23 protein-coding genes and 1 pseudogene are annotated in these 21726 nt (G+C 70.4%); 5 read left to right on the top strand and 19 right to left on the bottom strand.

The features are described 5' to 3' along the window. Positions 1–101: 101 nt before the first annotated feature. From ACLF3M_RS31205 to ACLF3M_RS31180, 6 genes and pseudogenes are all read right to left on the bottom strand, one after another. Positions 102–398, bottom strand: a pseudogene (locus ACLF3M_RS31205) (transposase); the annotation flags it as partial. A gap of 743 nt (positions 399–1141) precedes the next feature. After that, positions 1142–2293, bottom strand: a complete 1152-nt coding sequence (gene rodA, locus ACLF3M_RS31200) for a rod shape-determining protein RodA (protein ID WP_430660924.1) — start codon at positions 2291–2293, stop codon at positions 1142–1144. A gap of 160 nt (positions 2294–2453) precedes the next feature. Next, positions 2454–4328 (bottom strand): penicillin-binding protein 2, encoded by a 1875-nt coding sequence (gene mrdA, locus ACLF3M_RS31195; RefSeq protein ID WP_430660923.1) that lies wholly within the window; start codon positions 4326–4328, stop codon positions 2454–2456. Between the two features lie 154 nt (positions 4329–4482). Next, positions 4483–5016 (bottom strand): rod shape-determining protein MreD, encoded by a 534-nt coding sequence (locus ACLF3M_RS31190; RefSeq protein ID WP_430660922.1) that lies wholly within the window; start codon positions 5014–5016, stop codon positions 4483–4485. An 8-nt stretch (positions 5017–5024) separates the two neighbouring features. Further along, a complete protein-coding gene (gene mreC / locus ACLF3M_RS31185; RefSeq protein WP_430660921.1) occupies positions 5025–5888 on the bottom strand; it encodes a rod shape-determining protein MreC in 864 nt (287 codons plus the stop codon). Positions 5889–5937: 49 nt separating this feature from the next. After that, positions 5938–6981: a rod shape-determining protein gene (locus ACLF3M_RS31180; protein ID WP_430660920.1), complete on the bottom strand. Its 1044-nt coding sequence runs from the start codon at positions 6979–6981 to the stop codon at positions 5938–5940. A 241-nt stretch (positions 6982–7222) separates the two neighbouring features. On the opposite strand from ACLF3M_RS31180, the gene ACLF3M_RS31175 reads away from it, so the two are divergent. Continuing rightward, on the top strand, positions 7223–7456 hold the full coding sequence (locus ACLF3M_RS31175; RefSeq protein WP_430660919.1) for a YMGG-like glycine zipper-containing protein: 234 nt from the start codon (positions 7223–7225) through the stop codon (positions 7454–7456). A 236-nt stretch (positions 7457–7692) separates the two neighbouring features. Here the strand turns inward: ACLF3M_RS31175 and ACLF3M_RS31170 are convergent, their stop codons facing one another. The 4 genes from ACLF3M_RS31170 to ACLF3M_RS31155 all read right to left on the bottom strand — a co-directional run bounded on the left by ACLF3M_RS31170 (position 7693) and on the right by ACLF3M_RS31155 (position 11195). Further along, on the bottom strand, positions 7693–9549 hold the full coding sequence (locus ACLF3M_RS31170; protein ID WP_430660918.1) for an ABC transporter ATP-binding protein/permease: 1857 nt from the start codon (positions 9547–9549) through the stop codon (positions 7693–7695). A gap of 5 nt (positions 9550–9554) precedes the next feature. Beyond that, positions 9555–10229 carry a hypothetical protein gene (locus ACLF3M_RS31165; protein WP_430660917.1) on the bottom strand — a complete coding sequence of 225 codons (675 nt, stop codon included), beginning with the start codon at positions 10227–10229 and terminating at the stop codon, positions 9555–9557. Continuing rightward, positions 10226–10390 carry a DUF1328 domain-containing protein gene (locus ACLF3M_RS31160; RefSeq protein WP_430660916.1) on the bottom strand — a complete coding sequence of 55 codons (165 nt, stop codon included), beginning with the start codon at positions 10388–10390 and terminating at the stop codon, positions 10226–10228. Before ACLF3M_RS31160 ends, ACLF3M_RS31165 begins: the two co-directional genes overlap by 4 nt. 64 nt (positions 10391–10454) lie before the next feature. Next, entirely contained in the window at positions 10455–11195 is a 741-nt protein-coding gene (locus ACLF3M_RS31155; RefSeq protein ID WP_430660915.1) for a PhyR family response regulator anti-anti-sigma factor, read from the bottom strand. A 31-nt stretch (positions 11196–11226) separates the two neighbouring features. Here ACLF3M_RS31155 and ACLF3M_RS31150 point away from each other — a divergent pair, with 31 nt between their 5' ends. The 3 genes from ACLF3M_RS31150 (at position 11227) to ACLF3M_RS31140 (ending at position 12670) form a co-directional block, all read left to right on the top strand. Beyond that, positions 11227–11796, top strand: a complete 570-nt coding sequence (locus ACLF3M_RS31150) for a sigma-70 family RNA polymerase sigma factor (protein ID WP_430660914.1) — start codon at positions 11227–11229, stop codon at positions 11794–11796. Between the two features lie 73 nt (positions 11797–11869). Further along, entirely contained in the window at positions 11870–12421 is a 552-nt protein-coding gene (locus tag ACLF3M_RS31145; protein ID WP_430660913.1) for a sigma-70 family RNA polymerase sigma factor, read from the top strand. Positions 12422–12481: 60 nt separating this feature from the next. Further along, positions 12482–12670: a NepR family anti-sigma factor gene (locus tag ACLF3M_RS31140; protein ID WP_430660912.1), complete on the top strand. Its 189-nt coding sequence runs from the start codon at positions 12482–12484 to the stop codon at positions 12668–12670. Between the two features lie 92 nt (positions 12671–12762). Here the strand turns inward: ACLF3M_RS31140 and ACLF3M_RS31135 are convergent, their stop codons facing one another. The 6 genes from ACLF3M_RS31135 to ACLF3M_RS31110 all read right to left on the bottom strand — a co-directional run bounded on the left by ACLF3M_RS31135 (position 12763) and on the right by ACLF3M_RS31110 (position 18122). Continuing rightward, positions 12763–14349, bottom strand: a complete 1587-nt coding sequence (locus ACLF3M_RS31135; RefSeq protein ID WP_430660911.1) for a 2-isopropylmalate synthase — start codon at positions 14347–14349, stop codon at positions 12763–12765. A 191-nt stretch (positions 14350–14540) separates the two neighbouring features. Next, on the bottom strand, positions 14541–14780 hold the full coding sequence (locus ACLF3M_RS31130) for a hypothetical protein (protein ID WP_430660910.1): 240 nt from the start codon (positions 14778–14780) through the stop codon (positions 14541–14543). Between the two features lie 50 nt (positions 14781–14830). After that, a complete protein-coding gene (puuE, locus tag ACLF3M_RS31125) occupies positions 14831–15769 on the bottom strand; it encodes an allantoinase PuuE (RefSeq protein ID WP_430660909.1) in 939 nt (312 codons plus the stop codon). A 19-nt stretch (positions 15770–15788) separates the two neighbouring features. Next, a complete protein-coding gene (locus tag ACLF3M_RS31120; RefSeq protein ID WP_430660908.1) occupies positions 15789–16094 on the bottom strand; it encodes a hypothetical protein in 306 nt (101 codons plus the stop codon). Continuing rightward, the gene (locus tag ACLF3M_RS31115; protein WP_430660907.1) at positions 16091–16711 is read right to left on the bottom strand and encodes an aspartate/glutamate racemase family protein; all 621 of its coding nucleotides are present in this window, start codon (positions 16709–16711) and stop codon (positions 16091–16093) included. Before ACLF3M_RS31115 ends, ACLF3M_RS31120 begins: the two co-directional genes overlap by 4 nt. Before the next feature lie 76 nt (positions 16712–16787). Continuing rightward, a complete protein-coding gene (locus tag ACLF3M_RS31110) occupies positions 16788–18122 on the bottom strand; it encodes a tetratricopeptide repeat protein (protein ID WP_430660906.1) in 1335 nt (444 codons plus the stop codon). Between the two features lie 198 nt (positions 18123–18320). On the opposite strand from ACLF3M_RS31110, the gene ACLF3M_RS31105 reads away from it, so the two are divergent. Continuing rightward, positions 18321–18944 (top strand): TetR/AcrR family transcriptional regulator, encoded by a 624-nt coding sequence (locus ACLF3M_RS31105; RefSeq protein ID WP_430660905.1) that lies wholly within the window; start codon positions 18321–18323, stop codon positions 18942–18944. Positions 18945–19024: 80 nt separating this feature from the next. On the opposite strand, the gene ilvC is transcribed toward ACLF3M_RS31105, so the two are convergent. Genes ilvC through ilvN form a run of 3 tightly spaced genes read right to left on the bottom strand, consistent with a single transcriptional unit; the run spans position 19025 to position 21664 of the window. Continuing rightward, positions 19025–20041 (bottom strand): ketol-acid reductoisomerase, encoded by a 1017-nt coding sequence (ilvC, locus tag ACLF3M_RS31100; protein WP_430660904.1) that lies wholly within the window; start codon positions 20039–20041, stop codon positions 19025–19027. A 14-nt stretch (positions 20042–20055) separates the two neighbouring features. Next, on the bottom strand, positions 20056–21084 hold the full coding sequence (locus tag ACLF3M_RS31095) for a zinc-binding metallopeptidase family protein (protein ID WP_430660903.1): 1029 nt from the start codon (positions 21082–21084) through the stop codon (positions 20056–20058). Positions 21085–21139: 55 nt separating this feature from the next. Further along, on the bottom strand, positions 21140–21664 hold the full coding sequence (gene ilvN / locus ACLF3M_RS31090) for an acetolactate synthase small subunit (RefSeq protein WP_430660902.1): 525 nt from the start codon (positions 21662–21664) through the stop codon (positions 21140–21142). Between the last annotated feature and the right edge of the window lie 62 nt (positions 21665–21726).

Here is a 21726-nt window from a genome sequence, read left to right as displayed (position 1 = left end):
GGCCGGCCGGGGCGCTGCGCTTCGCCTACGGATCCGCGCCCCGGCCTCTCTCCCCGCCGATCATGCAAATCGTCCGGTCAAGTCGAACCTTCTACAAGTTAGCGTCCCTGCTTGAGAAGGCCGGTCTCGTCGACGACCAGCACGGCATTGGAATAGGCCAGCACCTTCAGGTCATAGTCGCAGACGACCTCGCGTAGCGCATCCGCCTCACAACGGCCGCGGCCGAGCACCGCCTGCTGACGCCAAGCCCCCGGATCACCTGCTGCCCCTGCGCGCATCCATCCCGTCTTGCGCCGCTCAGGGCCGAGCAGGCCGTCGACGAACAGCCCGGCCGACCGCGCCGTGCGCTCCTGACCGAACGCCCGCCACATCTGCGCTTTCGCGGCCCGCAGAGACAACGCCCATACTTCGGCGTCGCCTGGCGAGTGACCTGACCGACGCGTCGTGGATCGGCCGCGACCGCCGCCTTCCTCCGCCGAGCCTTTCACTACGCCGCTTCGATCATGCTCGAAGGCTTGCGCGAGTTCCGGCCGACCGATCGTCATGTCCAGCTCCGCAAGCGTCGCGTCAGCTGAGTTCCCGCATGCAGTGCGCCACGGCGGCCCAGATCGCCTTGCCCGTCCGAGGCCCCAGCGTCTCGCGCAGCTTAACGCAGCCGCTCACCTCGGAAGCAACCAAGGTGAAGCGCAGCGGCCTCTCGCATGCCGCTATTCGGCTCTAAAGGAAGTGTCAACTACCTTCCCTCAGCATGCGTCCGAGAGAAGCAGATGGTGGGCGCACAAGGGCTCGAACCTTGGACCCGCTGATTACCTGCCACTTCGGCTTTCGCCGCCCCCTTTCGGGGTTCGTGGTCTGGACCATCCCATCGCCGTGGCCACGAGGGCTTTAGGCGGGTGCCGTCTGGTCTCTACACCTTCCTGCCTTTCGGCCGGCTTGGCTCGGGATTGCCACCGCGCGAGCGCGAAGGGTTCCCCGACTTTGACACCTTGTCACCTACCCGTTTCCAGGCAGGGCTCCCATCGAGAGTCAGCTGCTCTACCAACTGAGCTATGCGCCCATCCACGTTTCGGCAAATAGGGCCTGCAGAACAGCTTGTCCAGCCCACCCCCGCAATCCGGCGCACTGCCCCGCGCAGCCCACCTCACGCCGCCTCCTCCGCCGCGCCGAGCTCCGCGTCCCGGTGCACCCAGACCGACATTAGGATCCCGAAGCCCAGCATCACCGTCAGCATCGCCGACCCGCCATGGCTGATCAGCGGCAGCGGGACCCCGCCCACCGGGATCGAGCCCGTCACCATGGCGATGTTGACGAAGACATAGAGAAAGAAATTCGTCCCTAGCCCGACCGCCACAAGGCGCCCGAACTGGTGGCGGCTCCTCAGCGCCACGACGTAGGCGAAGACGATCACCAGCGCGAGCAGCCCCATGACCGTCAGCGCGCCGACCAGGCCGAACTCCTCGGAGATCATGGTGAAGATGAAGTCGGTCTGCTTCTCCGGCAGGAAGTTCAGGTGCCCCTGCGTGCCCTGCAGGAAGCCCTTGCCCCACAGCCCGCCTGAGCCCAGCGCGATCTTCGACTGGATGATGTTGTAGCCCGCGCCGAGGGGGTCGCTCTCGGGATCGAGGAAGGTCGTGATCCGGGCGCGCTGGTAGTCCTTCAGGTGGTCGTAGACGATCGGCGCGGCGAAGACGACGCCGCCGATCGCCAGCGCGAACTTCCACAGCCGCACGCCGCCCGCGAAGAATACCGCGCCGCCCACCATCACCGTGATCACCGCGTTGCCGAGGTTCGGCTGCTTGAAGATCAGCGCCGCGGGGATCGCGATCGCGAGCAGCGGCGGGATGAGGAAGAGCGGGTTGCCGATCCGCTCCCAGCTCGCGCGGTGGAACCAGGACGCCAGCGCGACCACGAGCAGTATTTTCATCAGCTCCGACGGCTGCAGTTGCAGCGGCCCGAGGTCGATCCAGCGCTGGGCGCCCTTGCCGACCTCGCCATGGAAGGCGACCAGCACCAGCAGCCCGACGCCGGCGGCATAGCCCACCCAGGCCAGGCGCTGGATCACCCGGATGTCGATCATCGCGACGGACAGCATCAGCACCAGGCCGAACCCGAAGCGGATCGCGTGCTTCTGCGCATAGGGCTCCGGCGCGCCGCCGCCCGCGGAATACAGCGCGACATAGCCGACAGCCGCCACCGCGCAGAGCAGCAGCACGAACAGCCACGGCATCCGCCAGAGCTTGTCCAGCACGCCGGTGCTGCTCTCGCGCAGCCAGAGGCGGCGTTCGAACCTCATGATGCTGCCGCGACATGCTGGCGCATGTCGCCCTCAGGCGCCGGCGGACCTCCGGCCCGTCGTGCCGCAGGCACGCCTCTGGCGTGACGCTCGTCGGACGTCCGGCGGCCGCCATTCGGCGGCTCGGCCAGCTTCGCCGGCCGCATGTCCGGCGGCAGCATCACGTGCGCCCGCTCTGCGCCACCCGCGACGCCGGGACACTGCCCGGGCGGAGGCGCTGGAAGGCTTCCACCAGCACGTCGCGCGCGATCGGCGCCGCGGCCGCGCCGCCGCTGGTGCCGTGCTCCACGACGACGGAGACCGCGAAGACCGGGTTGTCATGCGGTGCATAGGCCACGAAGAGCGCATGCGGCCGCCATTCCCGCGGCAGGGTGTTCACGTTGAAGCCCCTCTCGCGCTGCTCGCGCGTCACGCGGCGCACCTGGGTCGTGCCGGTCTTGCCGGAGAGCTGGATACCGCCGAGCGAGGCCGGCAGCTTCGCGATCGCCGCCGTGCCACCGGGCTCGTTCACCACCGACCACATGGCGTCCCGCACCAGGCGGAGATTGGCCTCGGGGATGCCGAGGCTCGGCCAGTCCTCCGGCCGCGATCCCCGCACGGGGCGGCCGGCGACGCTGCGGGTCAGATGCGGCTGGATCGCGCGGCCGGTGGCGATCCGCGCGGTCATGGTGGCCAAAGCCAGGGGGGTGAGCTGGTAGAAGCCCTGGCCGATCCCGTGCACCACCGTGTCGCCCAGTGCCCAGGGCTTGCCCTGCGCCTGGCGCCAGGCGCGGTCCGGCACCAGGCCGGCGCGCGTCCCCGGCAGTTCGATGTCCAGCGGCACGCCGAGGCCCATGCGGCGCGACATCGCGGCGATGCGGTCGATGCCGACGCGCTTGGCCATCTCGTAGAAATAGACGTCGCAGGAGTATTTCAGGGCCTGCCGCATTTCGAGCCCGCCATGGCCCGGCCGGTGCCAGCAATGGAAGCGGAAGTCGCCGAGGTCCATATGGCCCGGGCAGTTCACCCGCTCGCCCGGCGTCACGACCCGGGCCTCCAGCGCGGCCAGCATCATCACCATCTTGAAGGTGGATCCCGGCGCATAGAGCCCGTTGGTCGGCTTGTTGATCAGCGGCGTGTTGCGCGTCGCCGTCCATTGCCGCCATTGCGCGGCGGAGACGCCGGAATTGAAGACGTTGGGATCGAAGCTCGGCTGGGTGGCCATGGCCAGCACCTCGCCGTTGCGGGCGTCCATCAGCACGACCGAGGTGCCTTCCTCGATCCTGTTGCGGACGGTCTTCTGCAGCTCCGCGTCGATCGAGATCTGGACGTCGTCGCCCTGCGATCCCTCGCGCCGGTCGAGCTCCCGGATCACCCGCCCGACCGCGTTGACCTCGAGCTGCACGGCACCGGCGCGGCCGCGCAGCACGCGGTCGTGGTGACGCTCGATCCCGGCGCGGCCGACGCGGATCCCCGGCAGTTCCAGCAGGGGGTCGCCGTCGATGTCGCGCTCGGACGGGGGCGCGACGTAGCCCACGACATGGGCGAGGTGCTCGCCCTCGGGGTAGGTGCGCGTGGTGCCGAGTTCGATGGAGATGCCTGGCAGATCGGGCGCATTCAGCTCGATCCGCGCCATCTCCTCCCAGGCCAGGAACTCGCGGACAATGACAGGGACGAAGCGGCGGCGGCGGCGCACCTCGCGCTCGATCCGGGCGCGCTCGTTCTCGGTCAGCGGGACGATCTTCGTGAAGGTCTCGAGCGTCGCGCCGACATCGGCGGTCTGCTCCGCGATCAGCAGGGCGCGCCAGTTCAGCCGGTTGCCCGCGACGACCCGCCCCTCGCGGTCCAGGACGCGCCCGCGCGGCGGGGCCAGCAGCCGGGCCGACAGCCGGTTTTCCTCGGCGAGCGTCGCGTAGCGCTCCCCTTCCTCGACCTGCAGGCCGTAGAGCCGCCAGCCCAGGAAGCCGAGCAGCCCGATCTGCCCCGCGCCGAGCATCAGCGCACGACGGGCGAAGATGCCCCGGACGCGTTCCTGCTCGCGCTGGCGGCGGGTCATGGTCTTGCCTCAGGCGCCGGCGCGCCCTTCGGGCGCGTCGTGCGGATAGCACGCCTCCGGCGTGACGCTGACGCGCCTACGCGCCCGCCCGCCCGGCCAAGCGGTCGGTCTGCGCGCGGGGCCGCTACCGCGGCCCGGGTCTCTTCCCGGGCCATCACAGCGCCTCCTCCGCCCTGAGCATCACCTGGTGCAGTCGCCCGAGCACGAAGGCGAAGATCGGGTAGAGCCCTGCCGACAGCGCGGCTTCCATCAGCATCGGCTCCGGCGGCGGGAGGGAGAAGGACAGGACGGCGATCAGCAGCCAGGACAGCGCCGCCGCGCCGACGGTGAAGCAGCCGAACACCACCCAGACCGCCCAGAACCCCTGCCGCGCCAGGAAGCGCCGCCAGGCCACCGCCAGCCCATGGGCGACCAGCAGCGTGAAGACGCCGGTGCCGATGGGCGCCAGGCTCAACAGGTCCAGCAGCAGCCCGATCGAAAAGACCGTCGGCGGCGACATCGAGCCCGGCCGGAACACCGACCAGAAGAACACCTGCGGCAGCGCCACAGCCGGCACCAGCGCGGGCATCCCGGTCGGCCCCGCCGCGGCGATCAACGTGACCGCCGCCAGCAGCGGCGGCAGCAGCGCGCGGGCCAGCCCCTCGATCCGGCGGATCAGGCTGGGCGAGGGCTCGGGCCGCCCGACCATCGCCGCGCTCACCGCCGCGGGCGCGGCTCGGGCCGCGCGATGGCCTCGGGCGGCAGGATCCCGCCCAGGCCGAAATCGAAGAGCCGCACCAGGTCCAGCCGGTCAAGCCGGGCGAAGAGCTCCACCTCCGCCGCGCCCGATTCGGAATAGCGGACGACGCCGACGGGCAGGCCGGCGGGGAAGCCGATGCCCTCGGCGCTGGTGACCAGCCGCTCGCCTTCCGTGGGGCGGGTACCCTCGGCCCAGAACTGCAGGCGTGGGCGGGGGCCGTTGGTGCCGGCCATCATGGCGCGCGCCCGGCTGCCTTCCAGCGTCACGGGAATGCGCATGTTCATGTCCGTCGCCAGCAGGATGCGGGCGGAGCGGTTGCCCACCTCGGTCACACGGCCGACGAAGCCGCGCTCGTCCAGCGCGATCTGGCCGCGGCGGACCTGGAGTTCCGGCGGGACCGATATCAGCACGGCCCGCGCATACACGCCGCCGGCATCGGCAATAACGCGCGCCGTGCGGAAACTCGGGGCCCCTTCCGGGATGAACTGGAGCTGCCGGCGCAGCAGCGCGTTCTCCGCCTCCAGCGCCAGGGCGGCGGCCTGCCAGCGGCGCAGCCGCTCATTCTCCTCCCGCAGGCGCGCATTCTCCTCGCGCAGCGCCACCATCTCCGGGAATTCGGAGACCAGGTCGCGGACGGTCCGCGCCGGCTCGGCGAAGGCGGCGTAGAAGGGAGTGAGCATGTCGGCCAGCACCACCCGCGCGCGCTCCGCGATCAGCGCGTCCGCCTTGCCGAGGAGCATCGTGCCGAAGGCGACGGCCACCAGCACAGGCAGGGTGAGCCTCGCGAGCGCCTGGCGCAGCGGGATGCTCAGACGGATCAAGCTTGCTCAACCCCTGCGCGACAAGGCGGGCGCAATTGCCCGCCCCCTATCAATACATGCTGGTGAGGACGTGGCGAAGCCGCTTCATTTCCTCAAGGGCCCGACCGGTGCCGAGCGCGACGCAGGACAGCGCCTCCTCCGCCACCACCACGGGCAGGCCGGTGGCGTCGCGCAGCACCGCGTCCAGCCGGTTCAGCAGCGCCCCGCCGCCGGTCAGCACGATGCCCTTGTCCACGATGTCGGCGGCGAGCTCGGGCGGGGTGTTCTCGAGCGCCACCTTCACGGCCTCGACGATCTGCATGACGGGCTCGTAGAGGCTCTCGGCGATCTGGCGCTGGCCGACCACCACCTCGCGCGGGACCCCGTTCATGAGGTCGCGGCCCTTGACCTCGCAGAGCGGCCCGTCCTCGCCGCCCTCGGGCGGGGCGGCGGCGCCGACCTCCATCTTGATGCGCTCGGCCGTGCTCTCGCCAATCAGGAGGTTAAAGTTGCGCCGGATATAGGAGATGATGGCCTCGTCCATCTTGTCCCCGCCGACGCGAACCGACCGCGCATAGACGATGCCGCCGAGCGAGATCACGGCGACCTCCGTCGTGCCGCCGCCGATGTCCACGATCATGGAGCCCGAGGGCTCGGTCACCGGCAGCCCCGCCCCGATCGCGGCCGCCATCGGTTCCTCGATCAGCAGGACCTTGCGCGCGCCGGCGCTCTCGGCGCTCTCCTGGATGGCGCGGCGCTCCACCGCCGTCGAGCCCGACGGCACGCAGACCACCACCATGGGCGAGGCAAAGCCCTTGCGGCCATTCACCTTGCGAATGAAGTGCTTGATCATCTCCTCCGCCGCCTCGAAGTCGGCGATGACGCCGTCGCGCAGCGGCCGGATGGCGGCGATGGAGCCCGGCGTGCGGCCGAGCATCAGCTTGGCCTCGTCGCCGACGGCCAGCACCTGCTTCTTACCGCGGTTGTCGGAGATCGCGACCACGGACGGCTCGTTCAGCACGATGCCCCGGCCCTTGACGTAGACCAGGGTGTTCGCGGTGCCGAGGTCGATGGCCATGTCGGCGGAGAGGAAGCCGAACAGGCGTGCAAACATGTGGTCTGGACCTTCCGAGCGGAGGCATTGGGCGGCTCGTTCCCGCCCGCGCGCCGTCTCCGGACCGGGACGACCGGGACGGATGCCGGGCCCGAAGGCGCCGGGTGCTCACGGCTTCGCGGGGTGGCGCGAGGGGCGTCCCTTAACCCTCCCCTGCCCCGGGCTCAAGCCCCAAGGGGGGCCGTGAACCCAGGACGGGCCGGGGGCGTTCCGATGCCGTCACACAACGGCAGAGGACAAGATGCGGAAGCTGGCCCTTGCGATCGCCCTGGCCACGGCCCTGGGCGGGTGCGGCTATTCCACGGGCGACCGGGCGGTGTCGGGCGGGCTGCTGGGCGCGGGCGCCGGCGCGGCCGTGGGCTCCCTCTCCGGCAATGCGGGGACCGGCGCGCTGCTGGGCGGCGCCGTCGGTGCCGGGGCGGGCGCCCTGACCAGCCCCGGGACGGTAAACCTCGGCCGGCCGGCCTGGCGATAGACGCTACCCGCTCACCCCGTGTCTCTTCTCCTCCCCCGCAGTTGCGGGGGAGGCCGGGAGGGGGCCGCGGGAATAGGGCCCGTTAGACAACGCCGCGCGGGTCGGTCCGGCGGGTCTTTTCCGCCCTGGGTTCGTTAGCCGGCTTGCCGATGGAACAACCATCGGCTGCGCCGTCTTCCTGCCCAAGCCGGAAAATCCTTCGCCGGCCCTCAGCCGCGGGCATTGTCTAACGGGCCCTACCCCCGCCTCAACATCCGCCGCAGCGCCCCGCGCCCCGCCGCCACCAGCGGCGCCCCCCGCCGCCGCGGCTGCCGGGCCGGCGCCACGCGGCGCCGGACCTCAAGCCTCGCCCCGTCCGGCGCCCGCATGAGGTGCAGCGTCCGGTCGTGATAGGCGTCCAGCCCCGGCCGGTGCCCGATCGAGACCAGGGCGCTCTCGGCCAGTTCCTCCCGGAACAGCCGCATCATGCTGTCCTGGTTCTCCTCATCCAGCGCCGCCGTCGCCTCGTCCAGGAAGACCCAGCGCGGCCGGTGCAGCAGGGTGCGCGCGAAGGCCAGGCGCTGCTGCTCGCCCAGCGACAACACGCGGTCCCAACGATCCTCCTCATCCAGACGGGGGACGAGATGCGGCAATTCGCAGCGCTCCAGCGCCGCCTTCATCCCGGCATCCGCGAACTTCTTGGGCGACGCCGGATAGGCCAGCGCCGCGCGCAGCGTGCCCAGCGGCAGGTAGGGCCGCTGCGGCATGAAGAACATCTTCTCCCGCGGCGGCGTGCGAATCGTCCCGGACCCCCAGGGCCAGAGCCCCGCAACGGCGCGGAACAGGGTGGACTTGCCGGTGCCGCTCTCGCCGACGATCAGCACCTTCTCCCCGGCCTGGATCTCGGCATTCGCGTCCTGGATGACGACGTTGCCGTCGGCGTGCCCGACCTGCAGGTCCTGGAAGGCCAGGACCTCCCTCCCCTGCTCGTCCGGCCCGACCAGCAGCGTGATGGTCTGGTCGGCTTCCATCCCCTCCGCGGCCTCGAAAGTGTCCTCCAGCGCGGCCACGCGCTCGACATGGCTGCGCCAATCCGCGAGCAGCGGGAACTTGTCCACGAACCAGTTCAGGCTGCGCGTGACCTCAAGGAAGGCCTGGGTGATCTGCATCAGGACGCCGAGCGTGATCGCGCCGGCGAAATACCGCGGCGACGCCACCACGATCGGCACCACGCCGGCCGCCATCCCATAAGCCGAGGTCAGGTACATCAGCGCGCGCTCGCGCTTGTAGAGATCCTTCATCACGTCGATCACGTGCCGGAAGGCCGCGCGCATGGAGCGGTCCTCGTCGGGCTCGCCGCGGATCATCGCGATGGCCTCGCTGTTCTCACGCATGCGGATCAGCGCGAAGCGATGGTCGCTCTCGGCCTCGTTGCGGCGGATGTTGATCTGCACCATCGGCCCGCCGAGCACCCAGGTCAGGACGCTGCCGATGACGGCGTAGAGCAGCGCCGCCCAGACCATGTAGCCCGGTATGTCGAACTCGGACGTGCCCATCGCGACATGCAGCGGCCCCGACAGCGTCCAGAGGATGCCGAGGAAGGAAACGAGTGTCAGGATCGATCCCAGCAGCCCGACCGCCAGGTCGACTGCCATCGCCGTCGCCCAGCGGGTGTTCTCGCTGATGCGCTGGTCCGGATTGTCCGCGGCGTCGGGCATGAAATTCAGCTGGTAGTGCAGCCCGCCTTCCAGCCAGCGCGACTGCAGCGTGAAGACAAGGTGGCGCCGCCAGTCCAGAGAGAGCATCTGCTTCGCCCAGAGCGCGGCGACGGAGGACAGCATCGCGCCGAGCAGCAGCAGCAGCAGCGTCCAGAGCTGGCCGTAGAACACCGCGCGGTCGCGGTTCTCCAGCGCGTTGAAGAAATCGCGATTCCACAGGTTGAAGCGCAGCGTCACCAGGATGGAGATCAGCGTGAAGCCGACGACGGCGGCCGTCAGCAGCCAGGCGCGGCGTCGCGCCTCCTTCGCGGTGTAGTAGCTGCGCGCGATGCGCCAGAACTGCGCGAAGAAGCCGCGGCGTGGCGCGGCGGGCTCCGTCGGCGCGGTGTCGGACATGGGGCTCAGCGGCGCCGCGGATCGGCCGGCGGCGGCACGGGACGCAGGTTCTCCGCGCTGTCGCCGATGCGCTCCGCCGCGACGGCACGCCCGGCCTCGCCCGCGACGCCGCGGCCCTCGGCCGCAAGTTTCGCGCCGGGGCGCAGGAGATCGCGCAGAGCCTCGGCCGCGCCGGCCGGGATGGTCACGACGGTGCCGTCGTCCAGCACCGCGCCCGCGACCTCACCCTGCGGCGCGTAATATGGCGCCTTCACCGTGCCGGCGACCGCCATGCGCTCCGCCTGCTCCGCCGCGCTGCGGCCCAGCATGCGCCAGTAGAAGCGGTCGACCACCACCGGCGCGCTGTCCTGGTTCGGCGCGAAGGCGAGCATGGTGATCACCGGCGCATGCCGCGCGCGGATGCCCCAGACGATGATGGGCCGGCCGGCGGGGATCGCGGTGCGCACGGCTTCGCCGAATTCCGGCGGGAAGACGATCTGCGGACCTTCCCTGAAGAGCAGCGCGTCCGTCTCGCCGCGCGGGTTCACGAGGTAGCGCTCCACCGTGCCGGTGAAGGAGGGCAACTGCGTCGGATCGAACCAGAACTCCGCCGCCGCGCCGCCCGCCGCGCGCGGCTGCGCGAGGACCGGCAGCGGCGCGACGAAAAGCGCCGCCAGCAGCAGCAGTCCGCGCGGCCTCACCGGCTGCGCAGCGCGCCGAAGACAAGGCTCGCGAGGAAGAGGATGATGAAGATGCCGAACAGGATCTTCGCGATGCCGGCCGAGGCAGTGGCGATGCCGCCGAAGCCGAACAGCCCCGCGACCAGCGCGATCACGAGGAAGACGAGGGTCCAGTAGAGCATGCGCGGCCTCCGCGAATTGATGTCGGCCGTGCAACGCGTTCGGCCACCCTCGGTTGCCGTGACGTCAACCCGCCCCGAGCGGCAGTCCCCGCGTCACCGCCTGGTACGTCGCGACCGCGAGCGTCGTCGGCTCGAACGGCTTGGTGATGACGAAGGCCGGCTCCACGCGGCTGCCCGTCAGCAGACGCTCGGGATAGGCGGTGACGAAGATGACCGGCGTCGAGACCCGCGTCAGGATCCGCTCCACGGCGGTGGCGCCGTCGCCGCCATGGCCGAGGTTGACGTCGGCCAGCACGAGCGTCGGCCGTTCGCGCTCGGCGATCGCGACCGCCGCATCCTCGGTCGCGGCGATGCCGACGACCTCGTGCCCCGCGCTTTCGACGAGCTGCTGCAGGTCCATCGCGATGATTGCCTCATCCTCGATGATCAGCACGCGCGCGGCCGTCGCCGCGCGCAGGCGGTCGCGCGCCGCGCCGAGCATCGCCTCCGCCAGGTCCTCGTCGAGGCCGAGCACCATCGCCGCCGTGGGCGCATCCAGCTCCTCGAGGGAGGTCAGCAGCAGCAGCATCCGCTCGGTGCGCGACAGCGGCGCGGCGGGCTCCTCCGGCTTCGCCACAGCGACGCGCGCGACCGCGGCGAAAAGCCCGAGCCGCGCGCCATCCTGCCCCGGCACCGCTGCCGCGCCGTGGCGGAGCGCATCGGCAACCATGGCGTCGCCGGCGGCCTGGCTGCCGGTCAGCGCGCGGGCGAAGCGTCGGGCATAAGGCAGCGCCGCGAGCAGCGCCGCGCGGTCGGTGTCGCTCATCGCCTTGTCATCTCCCGCTCCTGGCTGTGCGATGCCGCGCGCCCCCTGCGTTGATATGCACCGTGTCGTGGGACCACAAGACAACGATGACGTGCTGCGCGGCGGGATCGCGCAGTTGTTGCCAGAGCTTCGCGCCGCAGCGCGCCTGCTCACCGCATCGCGATCCGAAGCCGACGATCTCGTGCAGGAAGCGGTGCTGCGCATGCTGCGCGGGCTAGAGGGTTTCGTCGTGGATCCGGAACATGCCGGGGACGTCGTCGCGGCGCTCAGGCCCTGGGGCGTCGCCGTGCTGCGCAACGCCTTCCGCGAGCAGTGGCGTCGACGCAGGCGCGAACACGCCCACCTCGAGGCGCATCCGCCGCGGGAGGAGGGCCGTAGCGGCGGACAGGAAAGCGCGAGCACGATGCGCGACCTCGCCCGCGCGCTGGCAACGCTGCCGCCGGCGCTGCGCGAGGCGGTCGTGCTCGTCGGCGCGCAGGGGATGAGCCACGAGGACGCCGCGCGCATCTGCGACGTGCCCGTTGGCACGATGAAGGCCCGCGTGTCGCGCGCGCGCAAGCAACTCGCGTTGATCCTTGGCGCGTCTCTCCCGCTTCCGTGATGCGCTGACGGATCCGCGATGCAACCGGCCCTCCGTGCCGATCATAGACAGGGTATCGGAAGCGGAGATTTCCATGCCCAACGAGTTCCACGACCAGCTCATCACCCTGCTGCCCCGCCTGCGCGTCCAGGCACTCGCGCTCACGCGCAACCGGGCGGCGGCGGAGGATCTGGTCCAGGACGCGGTCGCCAATGCCCTCGCCGCGCAGGACAGCTTTACCCCCGGCACCAACTTCGCGGCGTGGATGCACCGCATTCTGCGCAACCGCTTCATTTCCACGCTACGCAAGCAGCGCGACACCACCGACATCGAGGACCTGCCCGCGGGCGCCTTCGCGGTCGGCGCGACACATGAGGACCGGCTGGTGCTGAAGGAACTCGGCCGCGCCGTAAACAAGCTGCCGGTGGACCAGCGCGAGGCGCTGTTCATGGTCGTTCTGCAGGGCATGTCCTATGAAGACGTGGCCGCCGCCACGGGCTGCGCCGTCGGCACGGCGAAGAGCCGTGTCTTCCGTGCCCGCCGCCAGCTCCAGGCCTGGCTGATGGGCGAGGAGAAGCCGGCCCGCACGCCCGAAACGACCCGGACCGACAATCGACTGCTTGACGAGTCCCGGGCGGAAGCCTGATCTCTTGCCGCCTGAAGCCGCCGCGCCTCGCGCGCGGCGGCACGCGGCGCGACGGGCGGCATGGACAAGGACCAGCAGAAACCGAACCTGCCGGAGCCCCCTCCCGGCCCGCAACCGGAGGCGCCCGACGCCTTCGACCTGTGGCTGCACAGCAGCCTTCACAAGCTCTACGACGGCGTCGCCCGCGAACCGATCCCGCCAGAGCTTCTGGCACTGATCGCGAGCGACCGTTCGCGCGGACAGCGCTGACCATCACCGTGCGAGGCTGGGCCGCCCGGACCGGGAGGACACAGACATCCGCCTGCTGCTCGCGCGGCGCCCCTGATCCGGGCGCCACGCGGTCACGCTGCCGGCGCGGCGATCCCGGCCGGCGCGGTGCGCTCGCGCTTGACCAGCAGCTTGTTCAGGGCGTGCACATAGGCGCGCGCGGAGGCGACGATGGTGTCGGTATCCGCGCCCTGACCGTCCACGAGCTTGCCGTTCTCCTCAAGCCGCACCGTCACGCGGGCCTGCGCGTCGGTGCCGCCCGTCACGCTCTGCACGGCGTAGAGCTTGAGGTTCACCTCATGCGGAAAGGCCTGGCGCAGCGCGGCGAAGGTCGCGTCCACGCCGCCGTCGCCGCCGGCCACCGCCTCGCGCTTCTCGCCGTCCACCTCGAGCTGGATCGAGGCGATGGGCCGCGTGTGCATCCCCGTCGAGACGGTCAGCCCGGTCAGGCGGATGCGGTCGTTGCCACGCACGACCTCGTCGTCCACCAGCGCCGCGATATCCTCGTCGTAGACGACCTTCTTGCGGTCGGCGAGGTCCTTGAAGCGCTTGAAGGCGTCGTTCAGCGCGTTGTCGCCGACCTCGTAGCCCAGCGCCTTCAGCTTGTCGCGGAAGGCGGCGCGGCCCGAATGCTTGCCGAGCACCAGCGACGTCTTGGACCAGCCGACGCTCTCCGGCGTCATGATCTCGTAGGTCGAGCTGTCCTTGAGCATGCCGTCCTGGTGGATGCCGGATTCATGCGCGAAGGCATTCCGCCCGACGATCGCCTTGTTGGGCTGCACGTCGAAGCCGGTGATGGTCGCCAGCAGCCGTGATGTCCGCAGGATGTTTCCCGAGTTCACGCCGTTCCGGACGGGAATGGCGTCGTGGCGCGTGCGCAGCGCCATGACGATCTCCTCGAGGCTCGCATTGCCCGCGCGCTCACCGATGCCGTTGATCGTGCATTCGACCTGGCGCACGCCGGCCTGGATCGCGGCCAGCGTGTTGGCGACCGCCAGCCCGAGGTCGTTGTGGTTATGGGCGGAGAAGACGACGCGGTCCGCGCCGGGGACGCGATCGCGCAGCATGCGGAAGATGCGCGTGATGTCCTCCGGCACGGCGTAGCCCACGGTGTCGGGGATGTTGATCGTGGTCGCGCCGGCCTTGATGGCGGCCTCGACGCAGCGGCAGAGGAAATCGGGCTCGGTGCGCGTCCCGTCCTCGGCCGACCATTCGACGTCGGCGGTCGCGTTGCGGGCCGCGGTCACGGAACTGGTGACGAGCTCCAGCACCTGGTCGGGCTCCATGCGCAGCTTGACGCGCATATGCAGCGGGCTGGTCGAGACGAAGGTGTGGATGCGGCCGCGCGCGGCGGGCCTGATGGCCTCCGCAGCGCGGGCGATGTCGCCCGGCGCGGTGCGGGCCAGGCCGCAGACCACCGGGCCGTCCTTCGCGAAGCGCTTCGCGATCGCCTCAACAGATTCGAAGTCGCCGACAGAGGCGATGGGGAAGCCTGCCTCCATCACGTCCACGCCGAGTTCCCACAGGGCCTCGGCCATGCGGATCTTCTCCTCGAGGTTCATCGAGAAGCCGGGCGACTGCTCGCCATCGCGCAGCGTGGTGTCGAAGACGATGATGCGGTCGGGGTCGAGCGTCCCGAAGGAGGGGTGCTGGATGGACATGTGGGGCGTTCCTGCTTGCGTCGTTAAGCCAACGGATGGCGCACGAGGCGCCAGGGCTTCCCCTGAGCGGTGCCGGCCGTCAGCGGCCGGGCGTCACGCCCAGGGGCGACGAAGTCGAAGGAGAAGGAGCGCGCGCAGGCCCAGGCCAGCCCGGAGGGCGGCGGCAGGCTCGATGCGGGGCGCGCGCGGCGTCATGACGCGCCGAACCTAGCCGGGGCGGGGGGGTTGGGCAAGCGTTGCGTTGGGCTCATCCGGTTCCGGCCCGCCGGGATGCCCGGCGGGATGCCCGGATGGCGAGGGTGGAAGCGCAGTTCCGGCAGGTCGAAATAGCCAGCGAAGCCGTCGAGCCCGAGGCGCCTCTCCGCCTTCAGCGGCACCGTGTCGAGCCAGAGATGCAGCGCGTCGTAGCGGCGCTCCGCGATGACCGTCATGCGGGGACGGTTCGCCCAACCCGGCCTGCGTCTTGCCATCGGCCGCCGCCTCACCTTGGTGGATGCGTCTTCCACCAGTGCCGCGCGATGTCGGCCCGGCGCGTCACCCACACCTCGTCCCGGTGCTTCGCGACATGGGCGAGGAAGCGCTGCAGCGCCCGCGCGCGTCCAGGCCGGCCGACAAGCCGGCAATGCAGCCCGACCGACATCATCTTCGGGCTCCCCTCACGCCCTTCCTCCAGCAGCAGGTCGAAGGCGTCGCGCAGATGCCGCTCGAAGCCGTCGGGATCGCCGAAGCCCGGCGGCACCGCGAACTTCATGTCGTTGTTGTCGAGCGTGTAGGGGATGACCAGCACGTCCTTCCCCTCGACCTTCACGTAGTGCGGCAGGTCGTCGTCGTAGCTGTCGCTGTCGTAGAGGAAGCCGCCGTGGCGGGCGACAAGCCGCCGCGTCCGCGGGCTGAAGCGGCCGGTGTACCAGCCCACCGGCGGCGTGCCGGTCAGGCGTCCGATTGTCTCCACGCAGCGCGCCATGTGGTCGAGCTCCTCGCTCTCGCTCATAGAATGGTAGTCGAACCAGCGCCAGGCATGCGACGCAACCTCATGGCCCGCTGCGGCGAAGGCGCGGGCGACATCGGGATTGAGCTCCAGTGCGCGCCCGACGCCATAGACCGTGAAGTTGAAGCCCTGCTGGGCGAACAGGCGCATCACGCGCCAGACTCCGGCGCGGGCGCCGTAGTCGAACTGCGTCTCGACGCTGCGGTTGCGCTCGCCCAGCACCGGCGATCCGCCCGGCACCTCGTGCAGATAGAGCTCGCTGCCGGGGTCGCCATTCAGCACGGTGTTCTCCCCGCCCTCCTCGTAGTTCAGCACGAAGGACAGCGCGAGCTTCGCACCGTTCGGCCATTTCGGGTCGGGCGGGTTCGCGCCATAGCCGCGGAGGTCGCGGGGATAGCCGGTGCCGTCGTCGGGGAAGCGGGCGTCTGTCATGCCGGCGACTGTATCGCGTTCAGTCCCGACAGATGAAGGGGACGAAGCTGCTCGCGGTCCCGGCATTCATCGCAGCGACCGTCATGACATCCGCCATTGCCAGCTCCTGCGGGCTGCGCGGGCAGACGTTGCGGGTCTGGCAGCCCGAAGCGAGGAAGGCGTCATGGCGCGACAGGAATTCCTCCGACAGGCCCTCGCGCCCGAAGCGCGACAGCGCCTCCGACCAGCTTTGCCCGTAGCGGCTGCATTTCTCGACGGTCCAGGCGCGGGTCTGGGCGCCGGCCGGCGCGGCCAGCAGCAGCACCAGCAGGATCGCGCGGATCACGCCGCGGCCGCCGCGGCGAGACCCACCGGCGGGCTCGCCAGCGGCTTCGGCCCCTTCGCCATCGCGACTGCCCCCGACATCGAGGCCTGCGCCAGCGCGACGGCTTTCGCCCCTTCGGCATAGGCAGCGTCGGAAGCTTCCGCGACGATGCGGTGATAGGCGCCGACATCGCCGCCGCGGAACGCCGCCCAGGCCCCGGGCACCAGGCGGACGTCCAGCGTCGCGCCGTTGCGCGCCGCCGCCTCGGCGAAGATGGCGCGCGTCGGCTCGACCGTCGTCTCGACAGCGCAGAGCACCACGACCTTGCCGCCCTGCTTCGTCGCGGTATCCGCCAGCGCGGCGTCCACGCGCAGCACGGGGATGGGCGCCGCGGCGCGCGCTGCGCCAGGCCCGACGGTCGAACAGGTCAGCAGCACCGCATCCACGCCGGGCGCGGCGAGCGCTTCCAGTGCGCGGGCGGTGCGGTCCGCGATGGCGTCGGTGAGCCCGCCCGCGGCCTCGGCGTCCTTCAGCAGGGCCTCGTTGACGGTGTGGGTCAGCGTCACGCCGGGCGGGCAGGCCGCGTCGAAGACCGCGACGTTGCCCGCGGCGGTGTGCAGGCAGGCGATGGTCTTCATGGCCTTGTTCCTCCCGTTGAACGACAAAGGACGGCAGGTTGCCCTGCCGCCCCCTTGCAGTCGATAGGCAGGCGGGTCACGCCGCGGCGCGGTGGCCGAGCGCACGGCATCGCGCCGCCCAGCCCTGCGCGACGGGGCTGCCTTCCTTCGTGGCCAACCGCTCCGCTACCATCGCCTGAGCCATCGCGGCGTCGCCGGCGCGGATCGCCGCCTCGCACAGCGTCCAGCTCAGCACGTCGCGCTGCGCATGGCTGCCGCCGAAGCGATGGGCGTGGCCACGCAGCGGCAGGACATGGGCGATCGCGCCGGCATGGTCACCGCGCCCGAAGGCCGCCAGCCCGCGCGCCAGCGGCAGCCCGACGTCGCGCGACATCATCGCGTTCGTCCCGCCGCCGGCCGCCGCGCGTTCCAGCGTGCTCAGCACCTCGTTCTGCGCCCCGACGTCGCCCGTTCCGACGAAGACCATCATCGCGTGCACGTCGTTGAAGGCGTAGATGCCGTCCGCCATCCGCGACTGCCAGGCCTCCGCCAGCCGCGACCAGCGGTCGCCGACATCGTGCCCCAGCACCCAGAGCCGCCAGAGCAGCGCCGAACCGTCCACCGCCTCCAGCGCGGACGCGAAGCCGCCGGCCGAGATGCGATCGTCGAACAGCGCGAGCGAGCCGGCGATATCGCCCTGCTCGATGCGGAACAGCGCGAGATGCCACCAGTTGTGGAAGGCGAAGAGGTTGTCGGGCGACCAGCCCGGCGCGGTGTCGCGCAGGAAGGCGGCACCTTCCTCTGCCCGGCCCTGCATCTCCAGGACATGCGCCACCGCATGCACCGCCCAGCCGTCGCGCGGGTCGAGCGCCACGCCGCGCCGGCCTTCCTCCTCGGCGCGCGCGTAGTCGCCGCATTCCTCGAGCCCGAAGGCATGCATGCCGAGCAGGTAGCCATGCCCCGGCATGCCGTCCCGCCAGGCCGGCAGGACGCGTGCCACGCGGTCGCGCAGCATCTGGCTCTGGCCGAGGAAGAAGTCGCCGAGCTGGGCGAGCTGAACGGCAAGAAGGTCGTGGGGGTTCTCGACCGCCGCCAGCCCCCATTGCTCGGTCGCGGCGTGGAGATCGCCATCGGCCCAGAGGCGTGCCGCGGTGATGTAGCGGCGCTCCCGCCCATTCGCCTTGCCTGCCAGCGCCTCCGCCTGCTGGAGGCTCGACCGCAACTCGGCGTCGAAGGCCTTGTCGGTGGCGGTTGCGATGATACCGGCGCGCACGGCATGCGCCATGACGCAGTCCGGCTGGTCGGCGATCACCTCGTCCAGCGCGGCGATGGGATCGACCTGGTAGGTGTGGAACTTCAGGAAGGCGGCGTCGAGCTTCGCGGCGGTCGCCGCATCGCAGCTCAGCGGGTTGCCCCTGATGTCGGTGGCCATGTGTGTCTTCCTTTCGGCGGTTCCGGCTGGCCCCTGTTTGCCGCCCCGGCGGCCGTCGCTCCACCGGCCGCGTGGTGCAGCCGCCGCATTTTCCGCAACGCCTTTGGTTCCAATGATTTGGGCCCCGGGTTGCGCTGCCGCGGCCTGCTCTGCAGGTGTTCTTGCACAGCGCGACTGCACCTGCGGTACAGTGAACCCATGGCCACGACACTCGCGAGGCGCGACAGCGCGCGTGAACGCCTGCTGGACCTGGCCGAGGCCGCGGTCCTGCAGAAGGGCTTCGGCGCCACCTCCATCGAGGAGCTGATCGCCGGCGCCGGCCTTTCCAAGAGCGGCTTCTTCTACCACTTCCGCGACAAGGGAGAGCTCGCGAAGGCCCTTCTGCTGCGCTACATCGAGCGCGACCGGGCGATCCTGGACGACCTCTTCGCGCGCGCCGACGCGCTGAACGACGATCCGTTGCACGGCTTTCTCGTCGCGCTGAAGCTGTTCGCAGAGCTGATGGCCGAGATGACGGAGGTGCATCCCGGCTGCATGGTGGCCTCGGTCTGCTACCAGGAGCAGCTCTTCGACCGCGAGATCCGCGACCTCAACCGCGACGCGGTACTCGCCTGGCGCGGGCGCTTCCGCGAAAGGCTGGAGCGCATTGCGGCGATGTATCCGCCGCGCATCGCGGTGGACCTCGATGACCTCGCCGACATGGTCTCGGTCACGGTGGATGGCGGGATCACGATCTCCCGCGTGATGCGCGACCCGCGGCTGCTGTCGCGGCACATTCTGCTCTACCGCGCGCTGGTGCGCGCGACCTTCCTTGGCGCATGAAGAAGGGCGCCGGAGGTCTCCCTCCGGCGCCCTTGCTTCACCTGCCCCGCGATGCGGGGGAGGCCGGGAGGGGGCCTGCCTCAGTTCCGGCTCTTGTCCACCAGCTGGTTCTTCTTGATCCACGGCATCATGCCGCGGAGCTTCTCGCCGACCTCCTCGATCGGATGCTCCGCGAGCCGCCGGCGCGTCGCCTTGAAGCTGGCCTGGTTGACCCTGTTCTCCAGCATCCAGTCGCGCGCGAAGCGGCCGGACTGGATGTCCTCCAGCACCTTCTTCATCTCCTTCTTCGTCTCGGCCGTGATGATGCGCGGGCCCGTGACGTACTCCCCGTACTCCGCGGTGTTGGAGATCGAGTAGTTCATGTTGGCGATGCCGCCCTCGTAGATCAGGTCCACGATCAGCTTTACCTCGTGCAGGCACTCGAAATACGCCATCTCCGGCGCGTAGCCCGCCTCGACCAGCGTCTCGAAGCCCGCCTTGATCAGCTCGACCAGGCCGCCGCAGAGCACGACCTGCTCGCCGAAGAGGTCGGTCTCGCACTCCTCCTTGAAGGTCGTCTCGATGATGCCGGAACGCCCGCCGCCGACGGCCGAGGCATAGGACAGCGCGATCTCCAGCGCATTGCCCGAAGGGTTCTGGTGGACGGCCACCAGGCAGGGCACGCCGCCGCCCTTCTGGTATTCGCCGCGAACGGTGTGGCCGGGGCCCTTCGGCGCGATCATGAAGACGTCGATGTCGGGGCGCGGCTCAATCAGGTTGAAGTGCACGTTCAGGCCGTGGGCGAAGGCGATGGCCGAGCCCGGGCGCAGGTTCGCGTGCAGGTGGTCGCGGTAGAGGTCGCCCTGCAGTTCGTCGGGCGTGAGCACCATCGTCACGTCGGCCCACTTCGCGGCCTCCGCCGGCGTCATCACCTTGAAGCCCGCCGCCTCGGCCTTCGCCCAGGACCCGCCGGGGCGCAGCCCGATGACGACGTCCTTCACGCCGCTGTCGCGCATGTTCATGGCATGCGCATGGCCCTGGCTGCCGAAGCCGATGACGGCCACCTTCCTGCCCTTGATCAGGTTCACATCCGCATCGCGGTCGTAGTAAACGCGCATTGGTCCCGTTCCTTCTAGTTCGGCCGTGTTCGTGGCCTGTGATGCACCAACTCGTGGATGAAGCCCAGCTTCCGCCCGACGGCCTCGCTCAGGACGAAGGGGTAGAGATCCGGCGTCCCCATGCTGCGGTTCATCGCGTTCATCGCGACCGTCAGCGGGGTCCAGGCCAGCAGGATGTCCTCGATGGAGGCGCGGTAGGGGTCGAAATCCACCTCCGCCTCCAGCACGCCCTCGCGGTCCAGCCGCGGGCGGATGCTCATGCCGAAGCTCGCCGCCATCTCCAGGCTGTCCACCATGTGGAGGTAGTGGGCGAAGCATTCCGCCCAGTCCTCATGCGGATGCGCCGCCGCGTAGGCCGAGATGTACTGGCCGCGCCAGTCGTCCGAAGGCGGCTTCGCGTAATGCGCCTTCAGCGCCTCGGCGTAGTCGGCCCGCTCGTCGCCGAACAGCGCGCGGAATGCGTCCTGGCGGCCGGCACGTTCCACCAGGACGAGGAAGTAGTAGTGCCCGACCTCGTGCCTGAAATGGCCGAGCAGCGTGCGGAAGGGCTCGTGCATCGCGCTGCGCCGCTTCTCCCGCTCGGCGTCGTCGGCCTCGGCCAGCGCCACGGTGATCTGGCCGTTGTCGTGCCCGGTCATCGCGTTCTGCGCGGCGGTGTCGGCCAGGAAGGAGAAGCGCAGCTCCTCCGGGTCGTGCGGCAGGTCAAGCCGGTCGAGCGTGTAGAGCAGCCGGTGCTTCGCGACCTCGAGGTTCTGCCAGAGCGGCAGGTTCGCCGCGATGGTGAGGTCCGGCACGACGGCGTTGTGGCGGCAGGCCGGGCAGTATTCCTGCTCCTCGTCCTCCCGCAGCATCCAGTTGCAGGCCTGCCAGGCCGCATTGGCGCAGGGCTTCCAGCGCTGCCGGTCGAGCAGTGCGACGCCGTCCGCGAAGGCGGACAGCATCCGCTGCGGCGGCAAGTAGCCGAGGGCGGAGCCGCATTTCTCGCAGCTCGTGTTCTCGAAATGCAGCAGGTTGCTGCACTTCTGGCAGGCGAAGAGGCGCATGAGCGGGGTTCCGGTATCGGTGCGCCCCTGGAACCGCGCGATCCCACCCAAGGTTTCAGGGCCTGAGCGAGGAGGTGCCGCGCGCGATCGCCACGGCCCCGGTCCGCGACACCTCGGCCAGCCCGACGGGCCGCATCAGCGCGCAGAATGCGTCGATCTTGTCCGCATTGCCCGTCATCTCGAAGACGAAGCTCTCGGTGGTCGCATCCACCACGCGGGCGCGGAAGGCATCGGCCAGGCGCAGCGCCTCGACGCGGTTCTCGCCCTTGCCGACGACCTTGATGAGCGCGAGCTCGCGGACGAGGTGCGGGCCTTCCAGCGTCAGGTCGGAGACCTTGTGCACCGGCACCAGGCGATCGAGCTGCGCCTTGATCTGCTCGATCACCATCTCCGTGCCGCTGGTTACGATGGTGATGCGGGAGATGCGGCCGGTGTCGTCCACCGGCGCGACGGTCAGGCTGTCGATGTTGTAGCCGCGGCCGGAGAACAGGCCGATGACGCGCGCGAGCACGCCGGCCTCGTTCTCCACCAGCACCGCGATCGTCGCGGCGCGCATGTCGTTGTCGGTGGGGTCAGGCATGGATCCAGGTCCGGAAGGAGCAGGAGAAAGCGGGCGGGATCACCGCGCCGCTGGTCGGAAGT

The organism is Falsiroseomonas sp. HW251 (assembly GCF_050563545.1).
GTDB lineage: Bacteria > Pseudomonadota > Alphaproteobacteria > Acetobacterales > Acetobacteraceae > Falsiroseomonas.
This window is presented reverse-complemented; position numbering and strand designations above follow the sequence as displayed.